This window comes from Larkinella rosea, assembly GCF_003858635.1.
GTDB lineage: Bacteria > Bacteroidota > Bacteroidia > Cytophagales > Spirosomataceae > Larkinella > Larkinella rosea.
The window spans coordinates 823,453-849,346 of sequence record NZ_RQJO01000008.1 but is presented as its reverse complement, the minus strand read 5'-3'; the positions used below and the strand labels follow the sequence as shown (position 1 = coordinate 849,346).

The following is a 25,894-nucleotide window of genomic DNA, read 5'->3' as shown; positions in this document are numbered from 1 at the left end:
GCTACCGAAAAAGCAGCGGTACATATTCGTTGAGGTATTGCCGCCAGTTGATCCAGGTATGGCCGCCCGTCGTTTCTTTGTACTGGTATTTGATCTGGTGTTTGTCGAGCAGGGCCATCGTTTTTTTGTTGGCATCCATCACAAAGTCGTCCTTGCCAATTTCAATCCAGAACAGTTTTTTGTTTTTGTTAAAACCGGGGTCATTCAAGACGCTGGCGTATTTGGTCTCGGCTTCGTCGATGGTCGCTCCGAAAAAACCGGAGCTGAACACGCCCACATAATTGAACAGATCCGGCCGGGTCAGCGCCAGGTCGAGCGTTTGAAAACCGCCCATCGACAATCCGGCAATGGCCCGGTTTTCGCGGTTGGCCTGCGTCCGGTAATTTTTCTCGATATAGGGCATCACCTCCTTCAGCAATTCATTGGCAAACATCGTCCGCAGCTGCGTCATCGCTGCCGGATTGGGCATTCCGGATGAGGGCGGAAGCGGCATGCTGCCGTTGGGCATCACGACAATCATCGGTTTGGCCTGTCCGGCGGCCAGCAGATTATCGAGAATAAAACCGGCACGACCCACGGTAGGCCAGCCCGAATCGTCATCGCCCCCGCCGTGCAGCAGGTAAAAAACCGGGTATTTGGTGTTGCCTTTTTCGTAGCCGGGGGGCGTATAAACATGCATCCTCCGCGCCATGCCCAGCGTATTGGACTGGTACCAAACCTGCCGCAGCTCACCATGCGGAACCGCGCGGTTGTCTTCAAAAGCCGTCTCGGAACCCGGCAGGACCATTACATTTTCCAGACTGCTGATGCCTTGTTTGATCACCGGATTTTTCGGATCGATGGTGCGAACACCGTCCACCAGCAAGGTATACGTGTAATAATCGGGTTTAAGCGGACCGACCGTCACCGACCAGACCCCGTTGGGGTCTTTGGTCAGATTGAGCGGTTTTCCACCTCCCAAAAAGTCGCCCGAAACGATTACTTCACTGGCTTTGGGCGCGTAAATCTGCAGAGCGACCCGGTTGTCGACCAGCACTTTGGGCGATTTCAGCGTGTCGTTGGGTGTCGGTTGCCGCTGGGGCGTCTGGGCAACGGCCTGAAAACCCAGCAACAAGGCCGCCATCAGCAGCCAGTGTGAAGGAGCAAAACGATTCATGGACATGTTGGTTAAGGTTGGCGCGACTCTCAATCAAAAATAGGGAAAGGTTTCTCATTGTACTACAAGCCCGGGTTGTTTTTTGAAATATCCCGGGAGAAAGTAGAAAGATTTACCGGTCAAGCGCCCGGTCGAACGACCTTTCCATCCCGTCAATTATCCGGATTTCACCCCTGCTTATTCACCCAAATCCGCCTGCTGTGACTTCCGGCTGGACGATGGCCCGTTCCGGCGCTACTTTTACTAAAAATAACAAATACACTACTCATGAAACTTGCCTTCCTTACTCTCCTGCTTGTCGGTATGATCAACGCCGAAAACGCCCGGGCCGATTGTCCGCCGGTGGTGGTCGACGGAAAACTTCACGGAATCCTGCCCGTCATCAATCAGAAAGTTGCTTACGCTGAAGTCGTCGACTGCGGCAGTGTGTCGCAGGTCGAACTATTCCGGCGCGCCCGCTTGTGGGCAGCCCAGTCGGTACGGGCGATGGGCGAAACGTTCACGGTCAGCGATAAAGAAACCGGTGATCTGGTCGGAAAAACCGTACAGGTCGTGACATTGCCCCGCACCGAAACCTCGGCTGGTGGCGTTTATTCGTTTCGATATACCTTTGTCATTGAGTGCGCCAACCGCAAATACCGGGCGATGATCACCCGCGTTGAAGTAGACAATGGTGATGCAAAACCGGTTCCGGTGGAAATTTACTGCCAGAAAAATGACAAAGATCTGCGGGTTATTTATGCGGAACTGGACAAGCAATTGAAGGCGGTTTTAGCGTCTCTTCAGGAAGACGTGAAAAATTATAAAGCGTTTTAAGGCATGAACCGCACGGTTTCCTACCTGCTGGGCCCCGAACTGGCCTGGGTGCTGATGCTCGTCATCACCGGTTTTCTGGTATCCCGCAGCGAACCCATCAGCGACGCCGAAAAGGAGCAGATTCTCACTCTCGGCTGGTTTTTACCCATCATCGCCGTCCTGCTTTCGTTCGTGCCGCTGTTCTGGTCGCCGGGCAGCCAATGGTGGTGGCTGCTCCGGATCGGTTTCGTTGGCATCGCCGGTGTGTTTTACATGTCCGGTCAGATTTGCGGAGCCGTCGATTTTCACGACAGCCGGAACTCCGGGGTCGGCTCGGCCTACATGCTGTTCATTATGCTCGGTTTTCTGTTTCTGTTTGGCGGGGCCTTTATAGCGGCTTTTTTCTTCCTCACAAAGTGGAATTTTATACCGGTTTTAAAATGGGGCCTGATCATTATCGGCGGTTTTTCCGCTTTTATGGGGCTGGTTTTCTGGATTGCTTCCTTTGGTAAAAATGCGGCATCCTGACCATTAAACTCCGGATTTTCTGCTTTTAAACCATAAAAAACGCCCGATAAAGCTGATTTATCGGGCGTTGTCATTTTCTCGTCCATCGGTTTTAAAAACCGTACTGCATCGTTTTAAAAGGCTTTGGTCATCTCGCCTAATTTGCAGAGTGATCCCAATGTCTGGGCCAGGCTGTACTTCGCAATGGCTGCCATGGTTCCTCTCCTTTTGGCATAATCGTACATATCCTGCTTCCAGGCTTTAAAATTATAACCATTCAACTGATCAAAAATCAGGGAGATGTTGTGGCTGGCAGCCACCGTCGTATGCCAGATGCCGTTCGGAATAAAAATGGTTTCGCCCGGTTTCAACACAATGCTCAACGGCGTTGCTTCTCTGTACCGGGGGTATTTTTCGTAATCCGGTTTCGTAATATTGATCGGCGAAATAAACCCGGCGTTACTCGGATAAAGCAATTCTTCCTGATCGCGCGGAAAGACGACAAACTTCTTTTCGCCGTATAACTGCGTCACCCAGGCGTTTGTATGATACATGTCTTTGTGCAGCGAATACTGGTTGCCGGGGCCGCCGATAAACAGGTGAATGCTGTTTCCGTATTTCCCGTACGGCATCACTTTATTCCGAAACCAGTTCGGAAATGCGTAGTTCATATGGAGCGGATCGATCATCGGAAGCAGCTCCGGCAATTGCAGCGGAATTTCGAATAAAATCGGATACGGAGCCGGCTTGTCGACCGTACTTTTTTCCGTGATATCCAGAATTTCGTTCATCGAGTATTCCTTGCCTTTATACGTCGTTTTATGATTACCGAAATTCGCCCGAAAAAAATCCGGGTTAAACTGCTGATTGGATTTCCACGCAGCCGAAGCATTTTTAAAAACGACCGGAATACCGGGTTTCAGGTAATTTTCTATAAACTGATCATAGCTGATCGAATCTAATTTTTCAACGTGTTGCATGATCGGACAGTTTTATATTTTCGAATAACTAGGGGTTCTGGTAAAATAAAGCGGTTTTAGGCCTGACTCAATCAAATTGATGCCCCGCCATTTCTCGTGCTTTAAAAAGCAAGCCAATCAGCGTGGCGTATCCATATTGTAAAATAGCTTTCAACCGTCCGCGCTTGACGCCGTAATCGTAAATATCCTGTTTCCAGGCGTTGAAATTATTCCGGCTCAATTGCTCCACCACGATGGAAATATTATGACCGGGTGCTACGGTCGTATGCCAGATTCCGTTCGGGATATAAATGGTTTCGCCGGCTGTTAATGTCACGGTCAATGGCGTTGCGTCCCGGTATTTCGGATACTTTTCATAATCCGGTTTCAGGTAATTGATCGGCGAGCGGGTGCCCTTGTTTTCCGGGTAAAGCATCTCTTCCTGATCGCGCGGATAAGCAATGAACTTCTTCTCCCCGTAGAGCTGCGTCACCCAGGCATCGGTATGAAATAAGTCCTTGTGTAATACGTATTGATTGCCAACTCCGCCGATGTACATCTGCATGTCGTTCCCAAACCGGCTTTTGGGTATCAGCCTGCTTTTGAACCAGTTCGGAAACGCATAGTTCATGTGAATCGGGTTCAGCATCGCCATAAACTCCGGCAGTTGCGACCGCAACTCAAAGCCCATCGGATACGGTGCCGGGTTTTCGGGCGTGCTTTTCTCGGTGATGTCCAGGACCTCACTCATCGTATAGGTTTTATCCTTATGCGTCGTCGTATAATTCCCGAAATGCTTTTTAAAAAAAGCCGGATCGAACGGTTGTTTGACGTTCCAGCTTGTAAATGCCTTTTTAAAAACCACCGGTTTTCCGGGTTTTACGTAATTTTCTACAAATTCTTCGTAGCTGATCGAATCGATTCTTTCTATCTCTAATTCTTCTTTTTCTATCGGTTGCATGATTGAAAAGAGTTAGGGTTAACTACTATAATTTTGGTATGGAGAGCGCAGGAAGGTGAGTTTTAACGACGTATCTCAACGAAATACGCCGTTAAAACCTAGTAAACGACAAGCAGGAGAATAGCAGGTTTATGCGCAGTTATCTAGCGCTTTTTGCAAAATACGGGCAAACTCCTTGTCGTTGGGTGGTGTGAATAAATTGACGTGATCGCCCGGAACTTCGTGGATCGTTACGCCTTTTAACGCGAATGGTTTCCAGCCTAAAAATTCAAAATCCCGTTTATAAGCCAACTGTTTTTTCGCCCGGAATAGGGTTATCTTGATTTCCTGCGGGACGAGCCGGTATTTACGGGCTGCGATAATGTTCGTTTCATTGACCTTGTAGTAGTTGCCATGAAACACCTTCAGGTAATCTTCATTGTATCGGATCCGGCGGTATAACTGATTCGTTTTGCGTTTGAGCGATTCAATTTTCGTACTAACCGTTTCGCCGGGGTATTTTTTGAGCAGCGTAAAGATGTACAGCCGCTCTTTCAACAACGTGGTCGAATCGTTCCACAACCGGCTTAGCCAGGGATCGTAAAAATTAGACTGATCGGCGTATGAATCGAACATCGCCAGCATTTTTACTTCCTTCCCGCGTTCCCGCAATTGTTTACTCATTTCGTAGGCAATAATCCCCCCGAACGAATAACCGGCCAGGGCATACGGCCCATCCGGATTTTTGGCCATGATCGCATCGATATAATAGGCCGCAATGGCTTCGATGCTGTCCAGCGGCTCATCGTCGCTGTTGATTCCCTTCGCCTGAAGGCCATAAACCGGCTGGTTGGCGTCCATATTGATGGCCAGCGTGTTGAACAACAAGACGTGCAAACCCGCACCGTGGACGATATACAGCGGAATTTTAGTTCCCTGCGGTTTGATCGGAACCAGCGAATCCCAGGTCACCGACCGGCCGTTCATGTGCAGCGTCGACGCCAGTTTTTCGATGGTCGGGTATTCGAACAACATCGAAAGCGGCAGCCGTTTACCGGTTTTTTTCTCCAGCCGGGTCATTACCTGCACCGCAATCAGGGAGTGCCCGCCCAGTTCGAAGAAATTATCGAGCACGCTGATTTTTTCGAGCCGCAAACATTCCATCCAGATATCGGCCACCAGCTTTTCAACGTCCGTGCGCGGAGCCATAAAACCGGTGCGGTTTTCGTTGGCTTCCAGCATCGGATCGGGCAGCGCCTTCTTGTCGATTTTCCCGTTAGGCGTCAGCGGCAGTTTGGCCAGCACCACAAAGTTGTTGGGAACCATGTAGTCCGGCAACTGCTTCCGCATCGTCTGCTTCCATTCATTGACCTGATCCTGAGGTACAATCAGGTTGTGTTTGAAAGGATTACGGGCAAAATCGTTGAGCGAAGCGTGTTCGGCAGCAATGCCTACAGGCCGACCTGGAATCCGTTTTCCGAGTTCCGACGGAATGAAAACCACGTCCAGCAAGTTGTCGGAACCGTCGCCCGACCAGCGTACGTGCGTCGTAAACCGGTGTTTTTTACCGGCCGCCCACAAAAGTGCCGGATTGATTCCGGCCGGGAAAGAGGCCATTTTTTGTCTGGCATCCACCAGCAACGCATCGTCGTTCAGGTGATCGATCACCTGAAGCAGGCTGTAATCCTCGGCAGTGCGGCTGTTGAAAACATTCCGCAGTTGCAAAACCGCGCGTGGATTCGTCGACAGACGCTCTTCCAGCCTGTCAGCGGTATAATCCGCGGTCCAATCGACAACGGCATCGGCGGTGGCTACCTCGGGCGGATTGCCGACGTAGAGCCAGATATCGTAGTGGTGTTTGGTCGTTTCATTCAGGAATTTCCCTTCGCGCAGCTGCACATCGACCGCCGAAATGGCCGGAATGAGTTGCGGCAACAGGTAAAAATAAGCCGGATCGGCCATGAATTCATCCTCGATGAACATCCGCCGGTCGACAATCTTTTTGAAATCGGCAATGGTGTTTTCCGCCGACGAACGCGGAAACTGATCGAAGGTGTGGTGCATCCGCAGGGTTCCTTTGCCCTGCATATCACCGATAAAAATACAGCCGCCCTGCGCCACGGCTTTCACCGCCAGCTCGATCACGCGCAGCAGGTAGGCCGCATCGGGAAAATACTGGGCCACACTGTGAATCAGTACCATATCCAGCGAAGCGGGCGCCACCGTACTGAAATCATCGGCGGGAGCCACCGCGGTTTTGACGTTCTTCCACTTGGCGGTGTTCAACGCCAGTTTTTCCCGCAGGTTGTCGATAGCTGTTGCGGAATAATCCGTCCCGATGTACAGCGAGGTGTCGGGTGCCAGTTCAAAAAGCAACTGTCCGGCCCCGCAACCCACTTCCATAATCCGTTTCGGGGCCAAGGCCCGGATCCGGTTGATCGACTGATGCACCCAGTCGTCGATCTCTTCCTTCACATCTTTTTTCCCGCTCAACTGCTCCGCAATGGCGAGTTCAACCACCTGCTCCGACGATTTCTGGCCGTTGTCGTGATTGACCCCCATGTTGTAAATCAGGTCCCAGCGTTCCTGCCAGCTCGGGGCTTTATCGTTCGTAGCCATCGACTCCGGCACGACGTAGGCCACCAGCACCTGATCGCCCGAGCGAACAGGGTGCGCAATAACGGCGGTTTCTTTCACCTCCGGAATGGCGGTGATGACGTTTTCGATTTCGCCCAGTTCGATGCGGTGTCCGCGAATCTTTACCTGCTGGTCGATGCGGCCCAGGCACTGGATTTCGCCGGTTTTAAGGAATTTACCCAGGTCGCCGGTGCGATACATGACCCCTTCCGACTCCGCGAACGTGTTTTCCAAAAACCGCTCACCCGTCAATTCCGGCCGATTCAGATATCCCCGGGCCACGCCGTCGCCCGCGATGTAAATTTCACCCACCGTTCCCTCCGGCACGGGTTTCAGGAATTCGTCCAGAATATAGACCTGTGTATTGTTGATGGGTCGGCCAATGGTAATCATTTCGGCCTTGCGAAGCTTTTTGACGGTCGACCAGACGGTGGTTTCCGTAGGGCCGTACATATTCCACAATTCCGCGCACTTAGTAAGCAGTTTGTCAGCCAGATCGTTCGAAATCGCTTCTCCTCCACAAAGGGCCTTCAGCGGCAATGGTTTTTCCCATCCGGCATCGAGCAACATGCGCCAGGTCGAGGGCGTTGCCTGCAGGATGCTTACTTTTTCGGTTTTAATCAGATCGAGCAACGAACGTCCGTCGCGCGTAACGGCAGGATCGGCCAGCAAAACCGTCGCACCGCTGATCAGCGGCAGATACAATTCCAGACCCGCGATGTCGAACGAGATCGTCGTCACCGCCAGCAATACATCCGTTGATTTAATCCCCGGTTCCTGCTGCATGCTGTGCAGAAAGTTGACCAGGTTGTGGTGTTCGATCAGAACGCCTTTCGGCTTGCCCGTCGAGCCCGAAGTGTAAAGCACATACGCCAGGTTATCGCCCGAAACCATCGTATCGGGATCTTCTTTTCCGTTCACTTTCGACTCCGCCAGCGCATCCTCAACCAGCAGTTCCGTCGCCTGACTTTTCAGCCGGCCCGCGTATTTCCGGGAGGTAATGAGCATCCGGGCCGAAGAATCCGCCAGCATAAACGTCACGCGTTCCTGCGGATACGCCGGATCAAGCGGCAAATAAGCCGCCCCGGCCTTCAACACCGCCAGCAACGTGATCAACATGTCCGGCGAACGATCCAGCGCAATACCGACAATGTCACCCTCCGAAATTCCTTTCCCGATCAGATAATGAGCCAGTTGATTAGCGGTTTCGTTGAGGGTTCGGTAGCTGATCTCCTCCCCATTAAATCGTAAAGCGGTTTTGGTGGGATGTTGAGTGGCTGTTTGGGCAATCAGTTTATGTAAGGGCGTGTGATACGGGTAGTCGACTTGGGTGTCATTCCATTGGGTTAGTTTTTCATATAGACTTGTTTCCGACATAAATTTGATCTCGCTAATAACGATGGATGGATAGGCTACAACGGTTTTCAGGAGATTGGTAAACTCGGTCATCATCCGATCAATTGTTTCAGCTTTAAACAATTGCGTATTATATGACCATTCAATGGTTAACGTTTTTTCGGAGCCGGTGGCGTTGAAAAACAATTCAAAATTTTCGTATTCTTTCGGATGGCTGATCAGTTGGTGGGTCAATCCGGCAAAATGAACGCCATCGTTCATGCCCATATCAATATTAAAAACCACCGGAACCAGCGGCACCCGCGACGGATCCCGCGGAATGTTCAGTTTCCGAACCAGGTTGCTGAACGTCAGCCGCTGGTGATCGTAGGCGTCAAAAACCGCTTGCCGACATACCTTCAAAAACTCGGTAAACGTCAGCTTCGTATCGAGATGGCTTCGCAATGGCAACAGGTTCACACAATGCCCGACCAGCCGGTTGTTTCCCGTGACGGACTGTCCGGCCGTGGGCAGGCCCACCGTGATATCTTCGTGCCCCGTAACGCGGTGCAGCAGTACTTCAAACGCGGCCAGGAGCGTGGTTACAAAACTGCAACCGGCCTTCAAACCCATTTTTTTAACTGCCAGCACAAATTCACTGTCCAGCGGATAATCGAGCCGTTTGCTGGCGAACGTGCGCAGGGCCGGGCGCGGAAAATCCGTCGGCAGGTCAAAAACCGGTACGTTATTTTTGTACTGGTTCACCCAGAATGCCTCGGTTTGCCGGTATTCGTCACTGTTCGAAAACCGGAGTTGCTCCTCCGCGTACTGGCTATACGATAGCGCAGCTGGTAAATTAGCCGCAACACCCTGTACCTGAGCCGTATAAATCGCACTCAAATCGAGCAGCATCGCGCCCATCGACCAGCCGTCGCGCGTACTATGGTGGGTCGTTAAAATCAGGCGGTGTTCCTGATCGGCTAATTTAAATAAAGCCGCCCGAAATAAAGGCCCGTTCAATAAGTCAAAAACATGCCGCGTTTCCTGGTTCAGGTAACTGTCGATGAGCTCCGCTTTCTGTTCAGCGGTTTTCTCCGAAATGTCCTGATAGGCAACCGCAATGGGCAATTCCCTGAAAATGCAGAGGTGCTCGCCATTGGCGCTGAACACCAGCCGCAAGGCTTCGTGCCGGCAAACCAGCGTCTGGATAGCCTGCTCCATACCCTCCCGATCGAAAGGTCCCTGAAACAGCAACGAGTTCAATAGGTTATACGAGCGGGTGGCGTTGTCGCCCCCCAATAAACACGCTGTCCAGATTTCCTTTTGCGGCTCGGTTGCGGGGGCTACGCGCACGATTTCCGGACCGGCAAAAGGATCAAAGCTCACAGCCATCACGTTGGGTGTAGGTATAGTTACAGACATAAAGGTAACTAAGATTAATTATATTTTAATCAAATTTTAATCTGCAAATAATGCCCCGGCTGATCCGGGTCGGCGATGAACCAGGCCGGATTGCCGTCCTGATCGCGACCCAGCCGGGCGCCGGGCGTTGGCGGCTGATTGAACGCGTAAGGGCGTTCGGTTTTTTCTTTTGGCAAAACCGCTCTCGGATTCGATTTAAAAATATCGGCCTCGATCAGTTCCTGAATGGATTCGAAAAACCGCTTGAGCACCAGATCGATTTCGGCGTCGGTATGGGCTTCGGTAATGAAACACGGAAAACCGTCCCAGATGTGAATGCCTTTTTCGCGCATCAACACAAAAAGGAGTTCGCCGTACGGGATTTCTTCTTTCGGCTTGATTTTCCAGAGCGAGCCAAACTGGGCCACGTAGAGCGGAATCTGATGGCGGTCGAATTCGGCGTTCAGTTCCCGGGCAATGCGTTCAGCCTTGCTGGTGAGTCCTTTCTGCAAACCGGGGCCGACTTCTTTCAGGTGGAGCAGCGACGCTTTGGCCGTGGCCAGTGCCAGCGGGTGCCGGACAAATGTACCGGCAAAATACGTCACTCCTTTTTCGGGGAACGACGCATCGCCGTATTGCCAGAAACCGCCGTCGAGCACGTCCATGTAGTCTTTATCGCCCGCAATAATCCCGATGGGAATACCCCCGCCCACCACTTTCCCGTAGGACGCCAGATCGGCTTTGATTCCGAACATCGCCTGTGTTCCGCCGGGGTGCATCCGAAAACCGGTAATCACTTCATCAAAAATCAGGGCCGTTCCCGCAGCTGCCGTGATTTTGCGCACTTCTTTCAGAAACTCGATCGGGACAAACTCCGGGCGTCGGCTTTGTACCGGTTCGACCAAAACAGCCGCCAATTCGTGCGCCCGTTCCTTGATGATTTTCAGACTTTCGTCCGTACCGTAATCCAGAATCAGCATGTTCTGGACGGATTCCGGCATGATACCCGGCGCAGCCGGATACGACTTCAGTTTTTTGCTGCCCCGCACAATCACTTCATCCACAATGCCGTGGTATGAACCGGTGAACGCCACAATCAGCGAACGGCCCGTAACGGTGCGGGCAATCCGCATGGCGCCCAGCACGGCTTCGGAACCGGTGCTGCACAAAGCCGCCCGGTCGAACTTGGTAAACTCACAGATCAGGCGGCTGACCTCGCCCGCGAGGGCGTGCTGCGGCCCGATTTCAAATCCGTTTTCGATCTGACTATAGAGCGCTTTTTTGACAAATTCCGGCTGATACCCGAACATGTTCGAGCCAAAACCGTTCAGCATGTCGATGTATTCGTTGCCATCGACATCCCACAACCGGCTTCCTTTCGATTTATTGATGACGATTGAGTAAACCAGTTCTTTGGTCAGCGGTTTAAAGCCCGAAACCACCCGCGGATCGGCCATGTAGGACCGGTGTTCCTGCGTATAATTCTTACTCCCGACGGTTTTCTGGTTATACCGGCTGGTGAGTTGTTGCAAAAACGTCTTTTGTTTGGGGCTTAATTCCGTAATCTGCCGTTCGATGCGGGCGCTGGCGCCAAACGGTTTTTTAATTTCAATTTCTTCTTCGGGTGTCAGATCCGGGGTTTTGGCAACGACCGGTTTTCCATTGACCGGTTTTTCGTTCTGACTGGCCGGAGGGGCCGCTGAAGGAATGGGAGGCAACGAAGGTTGCTGTAGCTGTGCGCCCTGCATCACCGCAATCTGCTGTGCCATGATCTGCAGTTGCCGGGCCATCAGGTCCAGAACGGAATCGCTGTGCGCTTGTACGCTTATCGGATTCGGGAAGACCGGAGCCGAAACCGGGGCTGCCGTGGGTAGGGGTGCTGGCGCTGGTTGTGGGTAGACAGGTTGCGAAACCGGTTGGGGTTTATAGGCTTCAGCGGGTAAGTGACGATCGAGGTAGTCGACGAGGGCGTCGATCGTCGCGTATTCTTCGTTCAACTGCCGGAAGGTAATCGGCAAACCGAACTCTTTCTTTAACGTTAACGATACCTGCGTCAGGAGTAGCGAATCGAGTCCCATTTCCAGAAAACTCATATCCGCAGTCACGTCTTCCATCTCCACGCCGGAGGCATTCTCCAGCATTTCTTTCACTTTGTTGATTAATACTTCTTTTCTCATGGGAACAATAGATAGAGAGGTGTCAGCAAAATTGTCAACTTGTAGCTGAGACGCTACCGGAATCGTTGATGGATAGGAAGTTTGCGCGGATAGCGCGGGAATAACCGGATCGACCCAATAGCGTTTCCGGTCAAAAGCATAGGTTGGTAAAGTCAGTTTAACCTGGTTTTGGTGGGCATGAAACGCCTGCCAGTCGGGTTCCAGACCATTGATCCAAAGTTGCCCCAGGCCTTTCAGCAGGGAGGTGTATTCGGTCTGCGCCCCTTTTTTGTCCAGACTCGTCACCACGTTCACCGGCCGGGCACCCGCCTGTTGACGCGCGAACGTCGTGGTGGCATTGCCGGGGCCCACTTCGATTAACAGCGGCTGATTTAGATTAAGTATAGATTCCAGAGCCGCCGAAAACCGGACCGTTAGCCGCAGGTGTTTCGCCCAGTAGTCCGAATCCGTCGCCTGAGCGTCCGTCAGCCAGGTTCCGGTAACGGTCGAAAGGATGCGTTTCCGGGGCCGGTTCAGCACCACTTCGTCAACCACTTTTTTGAAGTCTGCCACTACCGGTTCCATCATGACCGAGTGAAACGCGTGGCTCGTTTCCAGCACCCGGTTCGGGATTCCCTGACTATCCAGCACGCTGGCAAAAGCCGCAATGTCTTCGTCGTGACCTGCTACCACGCACAATTTATGGCTGTTAATGGCGGCAATCGACAAGGGTTCAGGCATGAGTGCGCCGATTTTTTCGGCTTCCATCCGCACCGAAAGCATGCTTCCGCGCGGCATTTCGCTCACCAGCCGTCCGCGGATGGTAATTAGTTTCAAGGCATCGGCCAGGCTGAAAACGCCCGCCAGATGCGCGCCCACAAATTCGCCGATGCTGTGGCCGCAAAACAGGGAGGGCTCAATGCCCCAGCTCATCCAGAGTTTGGCCAGCGCGTATTCGGTAACAAAAAGAGCGGGCTGGGTAAACCGCGTATTTTTCAGGTTTTCTTCGGCTTTCCGGTTTGCCTCGTCCGGATAAATGATCCGGCGAATATCGGTTTCCAGGTAGGCATTCAACAGCTCGGCACATTCATCGATAGCCTGCTGGTAAACGGGCTCGGATTCGTACAGCTCGCGGCCCATGTTGAGGTATTGGGCGCCCTGTCCCGGAAACATAAAAGCCACTTCGCCCGGACGCGCACTGATCGATTTTGTTTCGCCTGCTGCTGTAGCCCGGAGTTTTTCCGTCAGCTCCTCGCCGGCGTCGGCCACCAAAAACCGCCGGTGAGCAAAAGCCGCCCGGGTCGTGTGCAGCGTAAAAGCAACATCCGCCAGATCCAGATGATGGTTTTGGCGCAGGTGATCGGCCAGCAAAGCGCCATACTGCTCACGGCTGGTGGTGGATTTGGCCGACCACGTCAGTAACTGTGCGGTTCGGGCAGCCACCGGTTTTTCCAGCTTTTCGACCGGTATTTCTTCCGCATATTCTTCCAGCACAACGTGGACGTTCGTGCCGCCAACGCCGAAAGAACTGACGCCCGCCCGGCGCGGACCCAGCACCGACGACCAGTCCCGAAACTCGGTATTCACAAAGAAAGGACTATTGCTGAAATCAATGGCCGGGTTGGGGGCCGTAAAATGGATGGATGACGGCAGTTGTTTGTGGTGCAGCGACAACACGGTTTTGATGAATCCGGCCACGCCGGCCGCCGTTGTCAGGTGCCCCATGTTGCTTTTGATGGAACCAATGGCGCAGAATTGGGTAAATGGCAGCTCACCGAACGCCATTTTCAATCCTTCAATTTCGATCGGATCGCCGATGGGCGTGGCGGTTCCGTGGGCTTCGATGTAACTCAGGGTCGCGGGATCAACCTGGGCATCCTGCAACGCCATCGCAATAGCGCCCGCCTGTCCCTCGGCGTTCGGGGCCGTGAAACTGCCTTTTCCGCCCCCGTCGTTGTTGACGCCAACGCCTTTGATCACCGCAAAAACCGTATCGCCATCCCGCCGGGCTGCTTCCAGACCTTTCAGCAGAACGATGCCCGCGCCATCGCTGAAAACCGTTCCCTGTGCATCGGCGCTAAACGGGCGGCAATGGCCGTCGTTGCTCAACATGGCCCCTTCCTGATACAGATACCCGCTGTTGATCGGCTGGGCAATGGCGGCACCACCCGCCAGCGCCATCTCACACTGCCCATTCCGGATGCTGTCGACGGCCTGGGCAATGGCCAGCAGGGACGTGGAACAGGCCGATTGCACCGTCACGGCCGGGCCTTTCAGATTCAGGGCGTAAGCCGTCCGGGTTGCAATGTAATCCTTGTCATTGGCCGTCATTACCTGAAAGCTGCCGACCCGTTCGACCAGCTCGGCATTCGGCAGGACGTTGGTATAGTAGTACGTATTGTTCCGGCAACCGCCAAAAACACCAATTGGTCCGTCGTATTTCTGAGGATCATACCCGGCACTCTCGAGGGCTTCCCAGGCTATCTCCAGAAAGATACGGTGCTGCGGGTCCATCAACTCCGCCAGACGCGGGTTAATTCCAAAAAACAGGGGATCAAATTCGTCGGCTTTCTGAATAACTCCCCGCGCTTTTACATAGTCGGCATCATTCCGCAGACCCGTTGGGATGGATTTATCCAGCTCTTCTTCGGTGAAAAAATGGGTGGTTTCCTGACCGGTTTTTAAAATAGTCCAAAGTGCGTCAATGGAGTCGGCACCGGGGAATCGACCCGCCATACCAATTACTGCAATATCCTGGGTATCGGTTGCCTCTTTGATTTTTACCTGTTTTGCCTTACGGTTCTTTTCTGCTGCTAAAAATACCGCCAGTGCTTTAATGGTTGGCTGTTGATACAATTTTGTAATCGGCAGCGTATAACCAAACCGTTTTTTCAACAGCGTTACTGCCGAAATAGCCAGTAACGAATTACCGCCCAGTTCAAAAAAATTATCTTCAACTCCAACTTTATCTACCTGTAATATTTCGGCCCAAATGGTTTCAATGGTTTGCTCGATTGGCGAAACCGGAGCGATGTATAAACTGGACAGAACCGGACGTACTCCTTCCGGTTTTGGCAGTGCTTTTTTATCGATTTTTCCGTTAAAAGTCAACGGAAATGCGGCTATCTGGACAACCAACGACGGCAACATATATTCGGGTAATTTACCCGCTAAATACGCTTTGATAACTGCGTTATCGATTGCCCGGTTGACAACCACATACGCAACCAGTCGCTGGCCGGTGTTACGATCCGGCTGGGAAATGACAACGCATTGATCAATAGCTTCGTGGCCACCCAATACGGTTTCTATCTCGCTCAACTCAATGCGATGGCCTCGGATTTTCACCTGATCGTCGATTCGGCCAATGTATTCAATGGTGCCATCCGCCAACCACTTTGCCGTATCACCGGTTTTGTAAAGCCGGTCGCCGGGTGTATTACCAAACGGATTAGCAATGAATTTTTCGGCCGTAAGCTGCGGATTATTGAGGTAACCGCGTGCCACACCCGCCCCTCCAATGTAGATTTCGCCAGCCGTTTCGGCAGCAACTTTATTCCCGGTTTCGTCTAAAATATAAATCTCCGTATTGGCAATTGGCGTCCCAATCGGTACGGCACGTTCCGGATGACCGACCGACGAATACCGGTATTGAATTGAACTTATTGTGGCTTCGGTGGGGCCGTATTTGTTATAAAATTGTACCTTCGTACCCCAGGCCGATGCGAGATCGGGCGGGCAGATTTCACCCGCCGAAACCACTCTTTTTAAATTACTGTATTTGTCAGCGGGTATATACCGCAATAAGCTCGGTGTTGCGTGAAGGTGCGTAATATTTTGCTCCGTAATCAGTCGGGTTATTTCATCCGGATTAAAAAGAGATTCTTTCCGAATTAATACCAATTTGGCACCGTTACATAACGCCAGAAAAATCTGTTCAGTAGCCGGATCAAACGCATAATTACTGGTTTGAAGAATTATTTCTTCTTCATTTATTGCGAATTCAATGGATTGATTTTGTATGAAATTGAACAAACTACGGTGTTCAATTAAAACGCCTTTTGGTCGCCCGGTTGATCCGGATGTATAAATGACATACGCCAGATTATCGGATGTTATAACGCGCTGCACGCTTTCTTTTGATTCGAGTGCTATCGTTTCCCAATCCGTATTTAAATCAATAACTACCGCGTTTTTATTGCCTTCTTTCAGCACCTGAACCGAATGATTATCGGCCAGAATCACTTCCGCAGCCACATCCGCCAAACTGTAATTGATTCGGTCAATCGGATATTCCGGGTCAAGCGGAACGTAGGCCCCACCCGCTTTCAGAATGCCCAAAAGGCCAATGATCATCTCCAGCGAGCGATTGACACAAATGGGGACAAGCGTTTCGGCTCTGACTCCTTTTTTGATTAGAAAACGAGCCAACTGGTTTGATTTCTCATCCAGTTCCTGGTAGGTAATACCCTGCTTATCAAAAAAAACCGCAATACGATCCGGTGCCTTGCTAACTTGCTCAGCAAACAAATCGATTACGGTCTTCTGGATTGCACCCAAAAGCATGTTTGGTTCATTCAGGGTTTCCATTCTAAATCAATTCCTTGGTATTAAAAAATAAATCTATTCAAGTATTTATATAATTATATTAATATTTTAAATGAAATGTATTTATGTTTTTGTTTGTTTTTTTACGTAAAAACCGCTGCAGTCCGGCGTGTTCAATAAAAATATTTTCTCATTTTTTTTGCTTTGCAAACCGCTTGTTGCGCGCTTCACTAATTGTACTATTTTAATGGGAAATAATCCAATTAACGAGCAGTTTTAAGACTTAAAGATACTTTATAATCCAACAAATGAGAATCCATTGCACTATTTCCAGTCGCTTAATTTAGTATATGGCGTAATTTTATAAATAAGTAATTATACTCTGTGCATTACGTGGCCAAATGAGCTGTAAGTATCTGCCCAGACCCGGCTTATCCGGACTATCATTAAAACACGATCAGCCTTGTCAAAACCGGTATTGATTATAAATCGACCAGTAGTGGCAGAGGACGGGGTTCACCGGTGATTTTTCGCAACTCGCCAATGAACTTGTTGAGTGTCGTTTCTTTGTTTAAATACGTTTCCGCGTACCATCTGGCATTGGTATGGTAGGGACTTAAATCCATAGAAAGTGCTTGTTCAATGGCTACTTCCAATGCCTGAGCTGATTCCGGCTCAATCAGAATTCCCATTTCATGCCGGTGTACAACGTCATACAGGGTGGTGCCGGGAACAGCCGAAACCAGCGCACAACCGCCAGCAGCCAGAATTCCGGTTAGTTTTGAAGGAAGAACCAGATCGGAAGCCGATTTTTTCTGTAAGACCAGGTGGATATCGGCCGTTCCCAAAAGAGCCGACAATTTTTCATACGGCTGTAACGGGTGAAACACGACATTCGTTAATCCGTATTCCCGAACGGTTGCTTCCAGCTTCGTTTTTCCTCCGCCCGATCCAACAATCAGAAACTTGATATCCGGCTGTTGCGCGAATGACTGGGCGGCTGCGATAATGATTTCCAGCCCTTGTTTTTCGCCCAGACTTCCGGAATAGAGGATGACCCGATCCGAATCCAGCAAGCCCAGTTCGGCGCGCATCGAATGGGGTTTCGGCACCGGTTTTATGTGGGTGCTATCGACCCAGTTCGGAAACAGAACGCACTTGGAACCAGCCCCGTTTTTCAGTTTTACCTTCTGAAGCATTCCTTCGCTGATGGTCGAAATCGCACTGCACCGCTTCAGAATATACGATTCGACTTTAAACATGGTATTCAGAAACGTACGGTTCGTGATCATGCCCAAATCCTTGGCCATGTCAATCTGTAAATCCTGAATATGGCACCAGAATGGCACCTTGCGCAGCCGGGAGTAAATGGCGGGAATCAACCCCAGGTGAAAGGGCGGGGATATGCAGATAACGACATCGTACCGTTTTCCAAAAAAGACCCGCAGCCAGTACCACAAACTGCTGACCACGAAGGAAAATTCGTGCAGAATGCGTTTCAGCGAGGTTACCCGGGTGGGTACATAAAGCGGGCAGCGATGCACCCGCACCCCGTCGATGTATTCGGTATGCCACCCTTTCCGTTTGTGGGAAGCGTGCACGGCCCATTCCGGGTAATACGGCATGGCGGTAATGACATCCACTTCCTGCTTATTTCCGGCCAGCCACTCCCCCATTTCGCCCGTATATTTACCAATACCGGTGAGCTCGGGTGAATAATTAATGCCGTAAATCAGAATTCTCATTTCGTAATTGCGTTTGCGATACCACACGAGCCCCTGCTAAACTGAAATCAACCGGTTTTTTACACGGGTTACTCCTGCGTTATTTCAATCCAAAACCTGATTGAGTACCGGTTTTAGATGCCGGTATAGGGTTACGCCCGATACGAGGACGCAGCTTGTAATTCTTTGGTTTTCAGAACAATGAAGTACTCATAAACGGCCTGCAGCACGGCATAGGTCACTCCGGCCCGCCCATCCAGAAACCCGCGTCGCCAGATGGCCAGGTAAAACCATTTGATGAACGGACGACCGGGCATTTTGTAAAAGATGCCCTTCTGATGATACCGGCGTTCGCTAAAATCGGTGCTAAAAACCGCTTTCTGAAACGAAAACGAGGTACCGGCATCCATGTCCATCATCCGCATGGCGGCTTCCATATCCGCATAGCTAAGGTGCCGCTGCCACCAGAACCGAAAGCCTTTACTGAAGGGGTAATGATCCAGGAAACCGTCGATCCGGGCCACTTTTCCATCCGGAATGGAAACCGGGTTGACCAGCCGTTTGTACTGCATTTTATCGGGCCGAAAAAGACGCAGGTAAAAAGGCGACATCTGGGCGTGTTTCAGCCACCGGCCATTCCAGGCAAAATCGCGCCGTTGAATTTCGTAGGCAACCACCTCTGCGTCGACTGAAGAAAAGCGTAACAGCGTCTCTTTCAGTTTTTCGGAAACCCGCTCATCCGCGTCGATGTAGAGCACCCAGTTGTGTTTGAACGGAATATTGGCCAGGCCCCAGTTCTGATGGGCAGCCCAGTTGTCAAATTTACGCTGCGTGATGGTGGCACCGGCCGCCCGGGCAATATCCACCGTTTTGTCGTCACTGAAGGAATCAAAAACGTGGATGTCGTTACACCAGGCAACGGATTGTAAACAACCCGGCAAATCCTGTTCTTCGTTCTTGGTGAGTATAAGTACTGAAATCATTTTGTAAGAATATCAACTTACGGCCGTACGAACGGCCGTCAACTCTCTTTTCCGAATGATCCGGGCGGGATTTCCGGCCACTACTTCGAACGGGCGCACGTCTTTGGTCACCACACTACACGCCCCCACAATGGCCTCGGCACCCACCGTAATGCCCGGCATGATGAACGATCTGGCACCGACAAAAGCGTGGGCACCGATGACAATGGGTGCCGTGACCAGGTTCCGGGCGGGTTGATCGAATGCGTGCGTTCCGGTGCAGAGATACGCTTCCTGAGCCACGGTGGCATGTTCGTGAATTTCAATCCGGTCCAGCGAATAGGCGTTGGCACCGTCGCCCAGACAGGCGCGGTCGTGAAGTACCAGGTTCCAGGGAATCTGAATCCGGGCGTTTTGGTGCACAAACGGTTTTCCGCTCAGTTGCGCCCCAAAAGCCCTCAACCAGAACAGACGCCAGGGATTGGCCGGTTTAGGCGTCCACGAACAGAAAATCGCCCAGACAAATTGCCAGCTGATCATTTTGATCCGCTGCGCTACCGTCCAAGGGCTGTCATATGCTGACGCTTGCTGATGGGTTTTTATCATTTTTTCTGGCGGGATAAATCTTCCTGAAATCATCCATAAATCGTTGGGCAATCACGGGAATGGCATACTCGGTATTCACCCGGACGGCCTGTTTCGAAAGCCGCTTCAAGCGGTTTTCGTCATTCATGAGTGCGGAAAGTACCTGAGCCAGCTGCCCGACCTGATCCGGCGAAGTATGGTCATAATAGAGTCCGTTCTCGTCGTCCTGAATGAAATCCTGAAAACACCCCAGACCCGACACCACCGGCACGGCCCCGTAGGCCATTGCCTCCCGCGGAGCCACCGGAGCCGCGTCGCCACTGCCTTCCTGGGCGGGATAACAGAAAATACCGGCTTCCGCGTAGTACGTAATCAGGGTGTCATCCGAAAAAACCGGTCCGATCCATTCCACGTTCATTCCGGCCGAAAGCTGCTGTAATTCCTGGTAATAGGCATCGCCCCCGCCCCCGTCTTCAAAAGCAGAAGGACCAACAATTTTCAGCTTCCAGCCCGAAAACTGCTCTTTTTCGAGCAACCGAAAGGCTTTCAATAAGACATGAACGCCTTTTTCGGGATGCAGCCGCCCAACAAACAGCAGCGTTTTTTCCCGGTTTATGGAAAGATTTTTAATGTCAAACGGAACCGGATTGGGAACGTAAGAGACCAGGTGGTGGAATTCAGGGGCCAGTTCTTGCCGGATGCCTTCGCTGATTGCCGGTGAACAACCTCTCAGGACGCCCACGTGGCGGTAAAATTTCATCTGACCTTTGGGCACCCGCTGCACGTCTACATAGACTTTTTTCCCGCGTTTCCCCCGCAGTAAGAAGGGCGCCCAGAACGTGTTGGTCACAATGACATCGACTTCATCCGGCAACGTTTTAACCGCCCGAATCGAGTACAATAAATCCAGAAACTTAAGTTTCAGGAGCGACGAAGGCGTTTCGTAACCCGGAATCCGTACGTAGGTTACCCCATTGACGACTTCCTGTTCGGGCAAACCGGGATGGGACCGACCAATGTGAACGACATCGTGCCCCATGACGGCAAATTCCTGTCCCATTCGGTACCAGATCTTTTCGACCGCTCCGCCCCGGACGGGTGGTACCGGCAAAAAGGCTCCCTGTATAATGGCAATACGCATACGATTTAATTACGATTCAGAGCGTGCAGCATCCGTTCAGAAGCCTGCGCCACGGTGAAATGAGTTTCAAAAGCGATCTTTGCCCGGCGTGCCATCTCTTGTTGCTGGTCGCTCGTCAGGGTTGTCCAGCGCCGGAGCAGGGCATACGTGCCGTTTTCAGTATCCTGCTCGATGATTCCGGCCTGTTCGAGGGCGATTTCTTTCCAGATATTAACCTGATTCGAAATCAGAACCGGTTTGGAACAGGCCAGCGCTTCGACAACCGCAACCCCGAAATTTTCCTGATGACTGGGCAGGACAAACGCTTCACAACTGTAAAAACCGCCCCATTTGGCGTTACCTTCGAGCATTCCCGGAAACAGAATGTCTGGATCTCCGTCCGCCAGTTGTTGCATTTCCTGCCCGTAAGCGGTTTCCAGACCCGGCCCGGCAATCACCAGCTGGGGTAGTTCAATCCCTTCCGCCTTCAATCTCAAGTACGCATTGATTAATAAATCAACGCCTTTTTTAACGTTAATCCGGCTGATAAACAGCATAAAAGGCCGGTTCAGTCCCCTGCATTTTTCGATAAACGCTTTTTTCATCGCCAGTGTAAAAACCGGGGGCGATTCGACGCCGAGACTTACTACTTTTTTCGATTTTGGCAGGTAAGGCCGGAAAGTTATTTCCGCCAGTTCCTTTTCCATTTCGCAGGTAAACAGCAAACCGTCGGCTTTATTGATCAGGATATTTTCGATTAAACGCCAGAAAAGCCAGTTCCGAAGGGCCTTTAGTTTCCGCCCCGCTGCCCGCTGAAACCAGGGGTCCAGCATCCCGTGGGGCATGACATACAGCCGGGGCTTTTTTGATTTTAACTGCGCCCAGGCCTGGTAGGTCCCGTAGGTATGGTAGTGCCAGAGACCGTGAACAAGAACCAGATCGTACTTCGCTACGTGGTCGTCCATCCAGGATCGGAAATTCGGACTGTACTGCCAGGAGCTTTTCGTGGGGCCTGTCGCATACACCGGGAACGCCATCTGCTGTAAATAAACCGCCTGCGGATCATCCAGCGTGACCACTTCACTGCGCACCGAAAGTGCCGACAAACCCTTGATCATCGTCTGCAGTGCCTGACTGACCCCACCCGATTTTGGATCTAACCCAGAGACGACGTGAAGAATTTGCATGAATTAGATCGTGGCGGTCTGGGTGGTAAAACGATACGTGTCCAGAATGTTCTGGTAGGTGTCCGCAACGGAATCGAGCGCTTTGTCGCTGTTAAATCGTTGACTGTTTTTAAACCCTTCCCGGATCAGTTCGGCGCGTTTTTCCGGCGTTTCATTCAGGATGCGTTCCAGGCAAATAGCCCCTTCGCCCGCCCAGATCAGCCGATCGCGGTCGTCGAGCGGTTTTCGGCGGAGCAGCACGGCCGCGCTACCGGCCACTTCGGTCATGGGAGCCGCGTCGGTGGTGACCACCCGACACCCGCAGGCCATTGCTTCCACGATGGGCCAGCCAAATCCTTCGGCCAGCGACGGAAAAAGGAACACCTGAGCACCCCGGTAGGCATGTACCACGTGCTGATCGTCTACGTCCGTCAAAAAATGAATGTCGTTCTGAAAACCGGACGCCTGGGCCAGCTCCATTAGTTCGGCCGAAGGTTTTTCACCGATCAGCAACAGCGGCAAGCTTCGTTCATACGCTTTTCGCCAGACCGCATAAATTTCCAGCACGCCTTTGCGGTTTTTATACCACTGATTGCCGCCCACATGGACGATGTAACCCGCCGATAAATCGATCCCAAACCGCTGGCTTAAAACCGAACGCGATTCGGCAGCCAGCCCCGGCGTGTAAACGGGATTGACACCATTGTAGACAACCGCCGAAACCGGTGGCTGAGTCCGTAAAAACTGGTGCAGATCCGCCCGGGTTTTGTTGGAAATGGAGATGAAATGTTTCCCTGTTCGGTACCCTCGGCGGATGTAGGCCTGGTAGGATTTTCCCGTCCAGCCCGTTCGATTCTCCGGAATTTCGCCCAGCGCCGATCGTTGCGCCAGAAAATCGTGGCAATGAATGACGTGCGGTCGGTTTGCCACCAGTGGCACCCAGGGACCCAGCGCCTGATCGGCAAAGACAAATAACGTTTGCCGGGACAACGCCTTGATCCGTTTCCGAACCTGAATCGGGAATAGAATATATTGATCGATGTAACCCAGCCATTTCCTGAAAAAACCGGGTACGGAAAGCGTGTAAAAAACCGGTTTGGGTTGCCACGACTCCACTTCGTGGCCCCGTTCCTGCATGCCGCCGGCGAGCCAGTGGGCATAGCGGGGCATGCTCTGCGAACCGAGAAAAGAAGGGTGACAAAAAATAACGATCCGCATGCCTAGATCAACTGATGGATTTCTAATTCGGCCAGAATCTGCGTGCAGATATCTTCGTTTCCTACCTTATTTTCCCGGACTCTGCGCATTCCGGCCAGCCGGATCGATTCCCTTTTTTGTTCATCGGCCAGCATTTCCCGGCATTTGACGATGCACTCGTCCACGTCTTTCCAGAAAACCGCTTCCACATCTTCCCGGTACATGGCCGTGTGTTCGGCGGTGCGTTCGGCACAAAACAATCCGCCGATGAACGGGATTTCCAGCGACCGCTGCGTGTGTAAATCCCGATTCCCCTTGGAAAGCATGCCGATGCAAAGTTTGGCTCCCTGAATGGCTCCCACATAACCTCTACCGCCCAATGCGCCCCCCCGGTAGTGATCCTTCAAGGCATTCCAATGCGGTGATTTCTGCCAGCGGTCGCCCCAAATGGCAACCGGCAAACCGTTTTGGATCAGTTTCAACAAAAATTCATCGCGCTTTTCGTACCGCATCCAGGTGCCGATAAACGCGATTTCCGACCGAAATTGCGCCGGAATTTCGTCGATCGTATCATATGGTTTGTGCGCTACTTCGTCGTAACTTCGGCAAACCCGCAACACCTTCGACGCGCCAAGCTGACGGCATTCCCGCTCGGTTTCGGGCCGCACCACCACCACCAGGTCATAAAAAGGAAGCGCTTTCAGCAGGGATTTAAACCGGCCGCCGTCTCTTGGGCCAGTCGGATCATCGACGTTGTACAGAATAACCGGCACGCCCGTGGCTTTTACTTTTTTCAGCACGGATGGGCCGATTAGCTCGCCACTGTCCACCCAAACCAGATCGGCGGTTTTGTCGATGACGCCAGTCAGCCATTTCCCGATCCGGTTTTGCAGCAATTGATACCCCGTCCGAAAGTGAATTTTAGCGGACAAAAACCCCTGTAAATCGCCTTGGCAAGCCTCCTGCGGATTATAAATCGTTACCCGATGCCCCAGTCGTTTCAGCGCCAGAAACCGGTGAAAGGCGGTCGAAGACGGGTTGGTATCCCCAATGTACACAATTGTCATACTAACCTATTCGGAGTTTACGAAGTACAAACAGGATAAACCAATACAGAAGGGCATCCTGAATCCAACCCCGCATCAAAAAAGCGTAAATATTAACCGCGCTTTCCGAAAAATTGGAAACGGAAAATAAGGTAAAGAAGAAGTTCATTTGAATGAGACCAGCCAGGCTCAAACAGGTGTTCATGGTGGTACCCTGCTGGTAATACAAGACGAATCCATCAACCAGCAGGAACAACGGAATAACGCCAACGCCCAGCAGCAATAAATACCACCACCCGAATGTCGCCAGACCGGTTCCGGCAAAATGCCCGGTCCGAAAACCGCCCAATCCGCCTTTCCCGCCCGCCCGGTAGTACAGGTAATCGCCGTAGGAGGAGGCATTGACCGTGAGCTTGTCCACCTTGATGTGCAAAAAGTTCAAAACCGGTAAGGGCAGAATGGCCCAGAACTTATCGATGGAGTAGTCCAGCATGTCGGCATTGGGTTTGCCCAGCTTATAGGCCAGCTCCAGACTCGCATCGTTGTACTTCAGATTACAAAACCGGGACAGGAATATGTTGTCAAAATAGGTTTCGTCCCAATCCCGAACTTCAATAACCGTGTTCATTGCCCGAAACTGCTTGATGGCTTTTTTATTCTGAAAAACTTCCAGTGTTTTCAGAACCAGTTCCGTACTGTTCAGGTGACTTCGCTGTCCTCTGACAATCACCATCGATGTTCCTAAATCCGCAAGCGGACCGGTGATGATCCACAGGCCAAGACCAGCCAGCAACACCGTTTTAATGTTGAAGATATCGTGGTTGAATTTTCCTAAAAGCAGCCCGATCAGGTATGAAATGCCCACGGCACTGATACCGGTCATAAAAAGGCCCCGGCTGTTGCCGCCCATCCCGACAAACAACAACATGGCCGCAAAAACCAGGACTTTCAAAACCGGTCGTTTGTACGGCCCGCTTCGCCGGGAAAACAAGGGTTTTAATAACAGAAACAAGGGCGTATACGCATACGGCACCAGCCCCTGAAAAAATTTTGCCACCGTACCGCGTTCCTCGGCCGTTCCATCGAAATGGTTTCCGGTCAGGTAGGTAACTGCCATACCGGCCAATCCAACAAACCCAATAATCCAGATTTGCAGGTCGGGAGGTGTCGTAAAAAAATAATTCCTGTTTAAAAACCCGCTTAATTTATAATACAATTTACCGGCAAATCCTTCCCGCCATTCCTTGTAGAAATAATGGGCCGTTATAAAAACCAGTAAAGCCAGTAAGGAATGAATAAATACGCTATACGGAAACTTTAAATTATACGTGATCGGCTTTCCTTCGAGCAACGTAAAAATCAGCGGTAAAACGTATTGGGTCAGTGAAAACCCCAATAAAATGACCGTTGAAAAGGTGTATTTGGCTAAGTTAAAAGCCGTGAGAACAAACTTATCGGCTAATCGCCACGCGAACAGGACGCACGCAATGGCAAATACATTTTCGAATGTAAAGAAGAAAAGGCCCTGCAGAAGTGCCGCGACAAGCACTCCTCCCCATATCCACTTTTTAAACAGCCCTAAAAAAATAAAGCGCTGCTGAACCGGCGGAAGTTGCGTTGCGGGTGTATTTCCAAACTGTATGGGCTGGCTGGTTACCAT

The 25,894-nt window shown here is 51.5% G+C and carries 15 protein-coding genes; 2 read left to right on the top strand and 13 right to left on the bottom strand.

All coding sequences use genetic code 11. The features are described 5' to 3' along the window. Nucleotide 1: 1 nt before the first annotated feature. On the bottom strand, nucleotides 2-1,156 hold the full coding sequence (locus EHT25_RS12235; RefSeq protein WP_124874837.1) for an esterase: 1,155 nt from the start codon (nucleotides 1,154-1,156) through the stop codon (nucleotides 2-4). A 267-nt stretch (nucleotides 1,157-1,423) separates the two neighbouring features. On the opposite strand from EHT25_RS12235, the gene EHT25_RS12230 reads away from it, so the two are divergent. Together EHT25_RS12230 and EHT25_RS12225 are read left to right on the top strand one after the other, a co-directional pair. Then, nucleotides 1,424-1,972, top strand: coding sequence for a DUF4468 domain-containing protein (locus EHT25_RS12230; protein ID WP_124874835.1), 549 nt, complete (start codon nucleotides 1,424-1,426; stop codon nucleotides 1,970-1,972). A 3-nt stretch (nucleotides 1,973-1,975) separates the two neighbouring features. Continuing rightward, nucleotides 1,976-2,479: a hypothetical protein gene (locus EHT25_RS12225; RefSeq protein WP_124874833.1), complete on the top strand. Its 504-nt coding sequence runs from the start codon at nucleotides 1,976-1,978 to the stop codon at nucleotides 2,477-2,479. A 113-nt stretch (nucleotides 2,480-2,592) separates the two neighbouring features. On the opposite strand, the gene EHT25_RS12220 is transcribed toward EHT25_RS12225, so the two are convergent. From EHT25_RS12220 to EHT25_RS12165, 12 genes are all read right to left on the bottom strand, one after another. Then, on the bottom strand, nucleotides 2,593-3,438 hold the full coding sequence (locus EHT25_RS12220; RefSeq protein ID WP_124874831.1) for a cupin-like domain-containing protein: 846 nt from the start codon (nucleotides 3,436-3,438) through the stop codon (nucleotides 2,593-2,595). A gap of 67 nt (nucleotides 3,439-3,505) precedes the next feature. Continuing rightward, a complete protein-coding gene (locus EHT25_RS12215; protein ID WP_124874829.1) occupies nucleotides 3,506-4,378 on the bottom strand; it encodes a cupin-like domain-containing protein in 873 nt (290 codons plus the stop codon). Between the two features lie 129 nt (nucleotides 4,379-4,507). Next, nucleotides 4,508-9,751 carry a non-ribosomal peptide synthetase gene (locus tag EHT25_RS12210; RefSeq protein WP_124874827.1) on the bottom strand — a complete coding sequence of 1,748 codons (5,244 nt, stop codon included), beginning with the start codon at nucleotides 9,749-9,751 and terminating at the stop codon, nucleotides 4,508-4,510. 29 nt (nucleotides 9,752-9,780) lie between these two features. Beyond that, nucleotides 9,781-16,476: a polyketide synthase gene (locus tag EHT25_RS12205; RefSeq protein ID WP_229311504.1), complete on the bottom strand. Its 6,696-nt coding sequence runs from the start codon at nucleotides 16,474-16,476 to the stop codon at nucleotides 9,781-9,783. 440 nt (nucleotides 16,477-16,916) lie between these two features. Continuing rightward, a complete protein-coding gene (locus EHT25_RS12200) occupies nucleotides 16,917-18,179 on the bottom strand; it encodes a WcaI family glycosyltransferase (RefSeq protein ID WP_124874825.1) in 1,263 nt (420 codons plus the stop codon). Nucleotides 18,180-18,310: 131 nt separating this feature from the next. Next, the gene (locus EHT25_RS12195) at nucleotides 18,311-19,141 is read right to left on the bottom strand and encodes a glycosyltransferase family 2 protein (RefSeq protein WP_124874823.1); all 831 of its coding nucleotides are present in this window, start codon (nucleotides 19,139-19,141) and stop codon (nucleotides 18,311-18,313) included. Nucleotides 19,142-19,153: 12 nt separating this feature from the next. Next, a complete protein-coding gene (locus tag EHT25_RS12190; RefSeq protein ID WP_124874821.1) occupies nucleotides 19,154-19,726 on the bottom strand; it encodes a DapH/DapD/GlmU-related protein in 573 nt (190 codons plus the stop codon). Continuing rightward, the gene (locus tag EHT25_RS12185; RefSeq protein ID WP_124874819.1) at nucleotides 19,692-20,846 is read right to left on the bottom strand and encodes a glycosyltransferase family 4 protein; all 1,155 of its coding nucleotides are present in this window, start codon (nucleotides 20,844-20,846) and stop codon (nucleotides 19,692-19,694) included. The genes EHT25_RS12190 and EHT25_RS12185 overlap by 35 nt, the downstream gene beginning before the upstream one ends. A 5-nt stretch (nucleotides 20,847-20,851) precedes the next feature. Then, complete coding sequence (locus tag EHT25_RS12180) at nucleotides 20,852-22,012, bottom strand: glycosyltransferase (protein ID WP_124874817.1); 1,161 nt, start codon at nucleotides 22,010-22,012, stop codon at nucleotides 20,852-20,854. Between the two features lie 3 nt (nucleotides 22,013-22,015). Continuing rightward, nucleotides 22,016-23,209 carry a glycosyltransferase family 4 protein gene (locus EHT25_RS12175; protein WP_124874815.1) on the bottom strand — a complete coding sequence of 398 codons (1,194 nt, stop codon included), beginning with the start codon at nucleotides 23,207-23,209 and terminating at the stop codon, nucleotides 22,016-22,018. A gap of 2 nt (nucleotides 23,210-23,211) precedes the next feature. Further along, complete coding sequence (locus EHT25_RS12170) at nucleotides 23,212-24,255, bottom strand: CgeB family protein (protein WP_124874813.1); 1,044 nt, start codon at nucleotides 24,253-24,255, stop codon at nucleotides 23,212-23,214. Nucleotide 24,256: 1 nt separating this feature from the next. Then, nucleotides 24,257-25,894, bottom strand: a complete 1,638-nt coding sequence (locus EHT25_RS12165) for a hypothetical protein (RefSeq protein ID WP_124874811.1) — start codon at nucleotides 25,892-25,894, stop codon at nucleotides 24,257-24,259.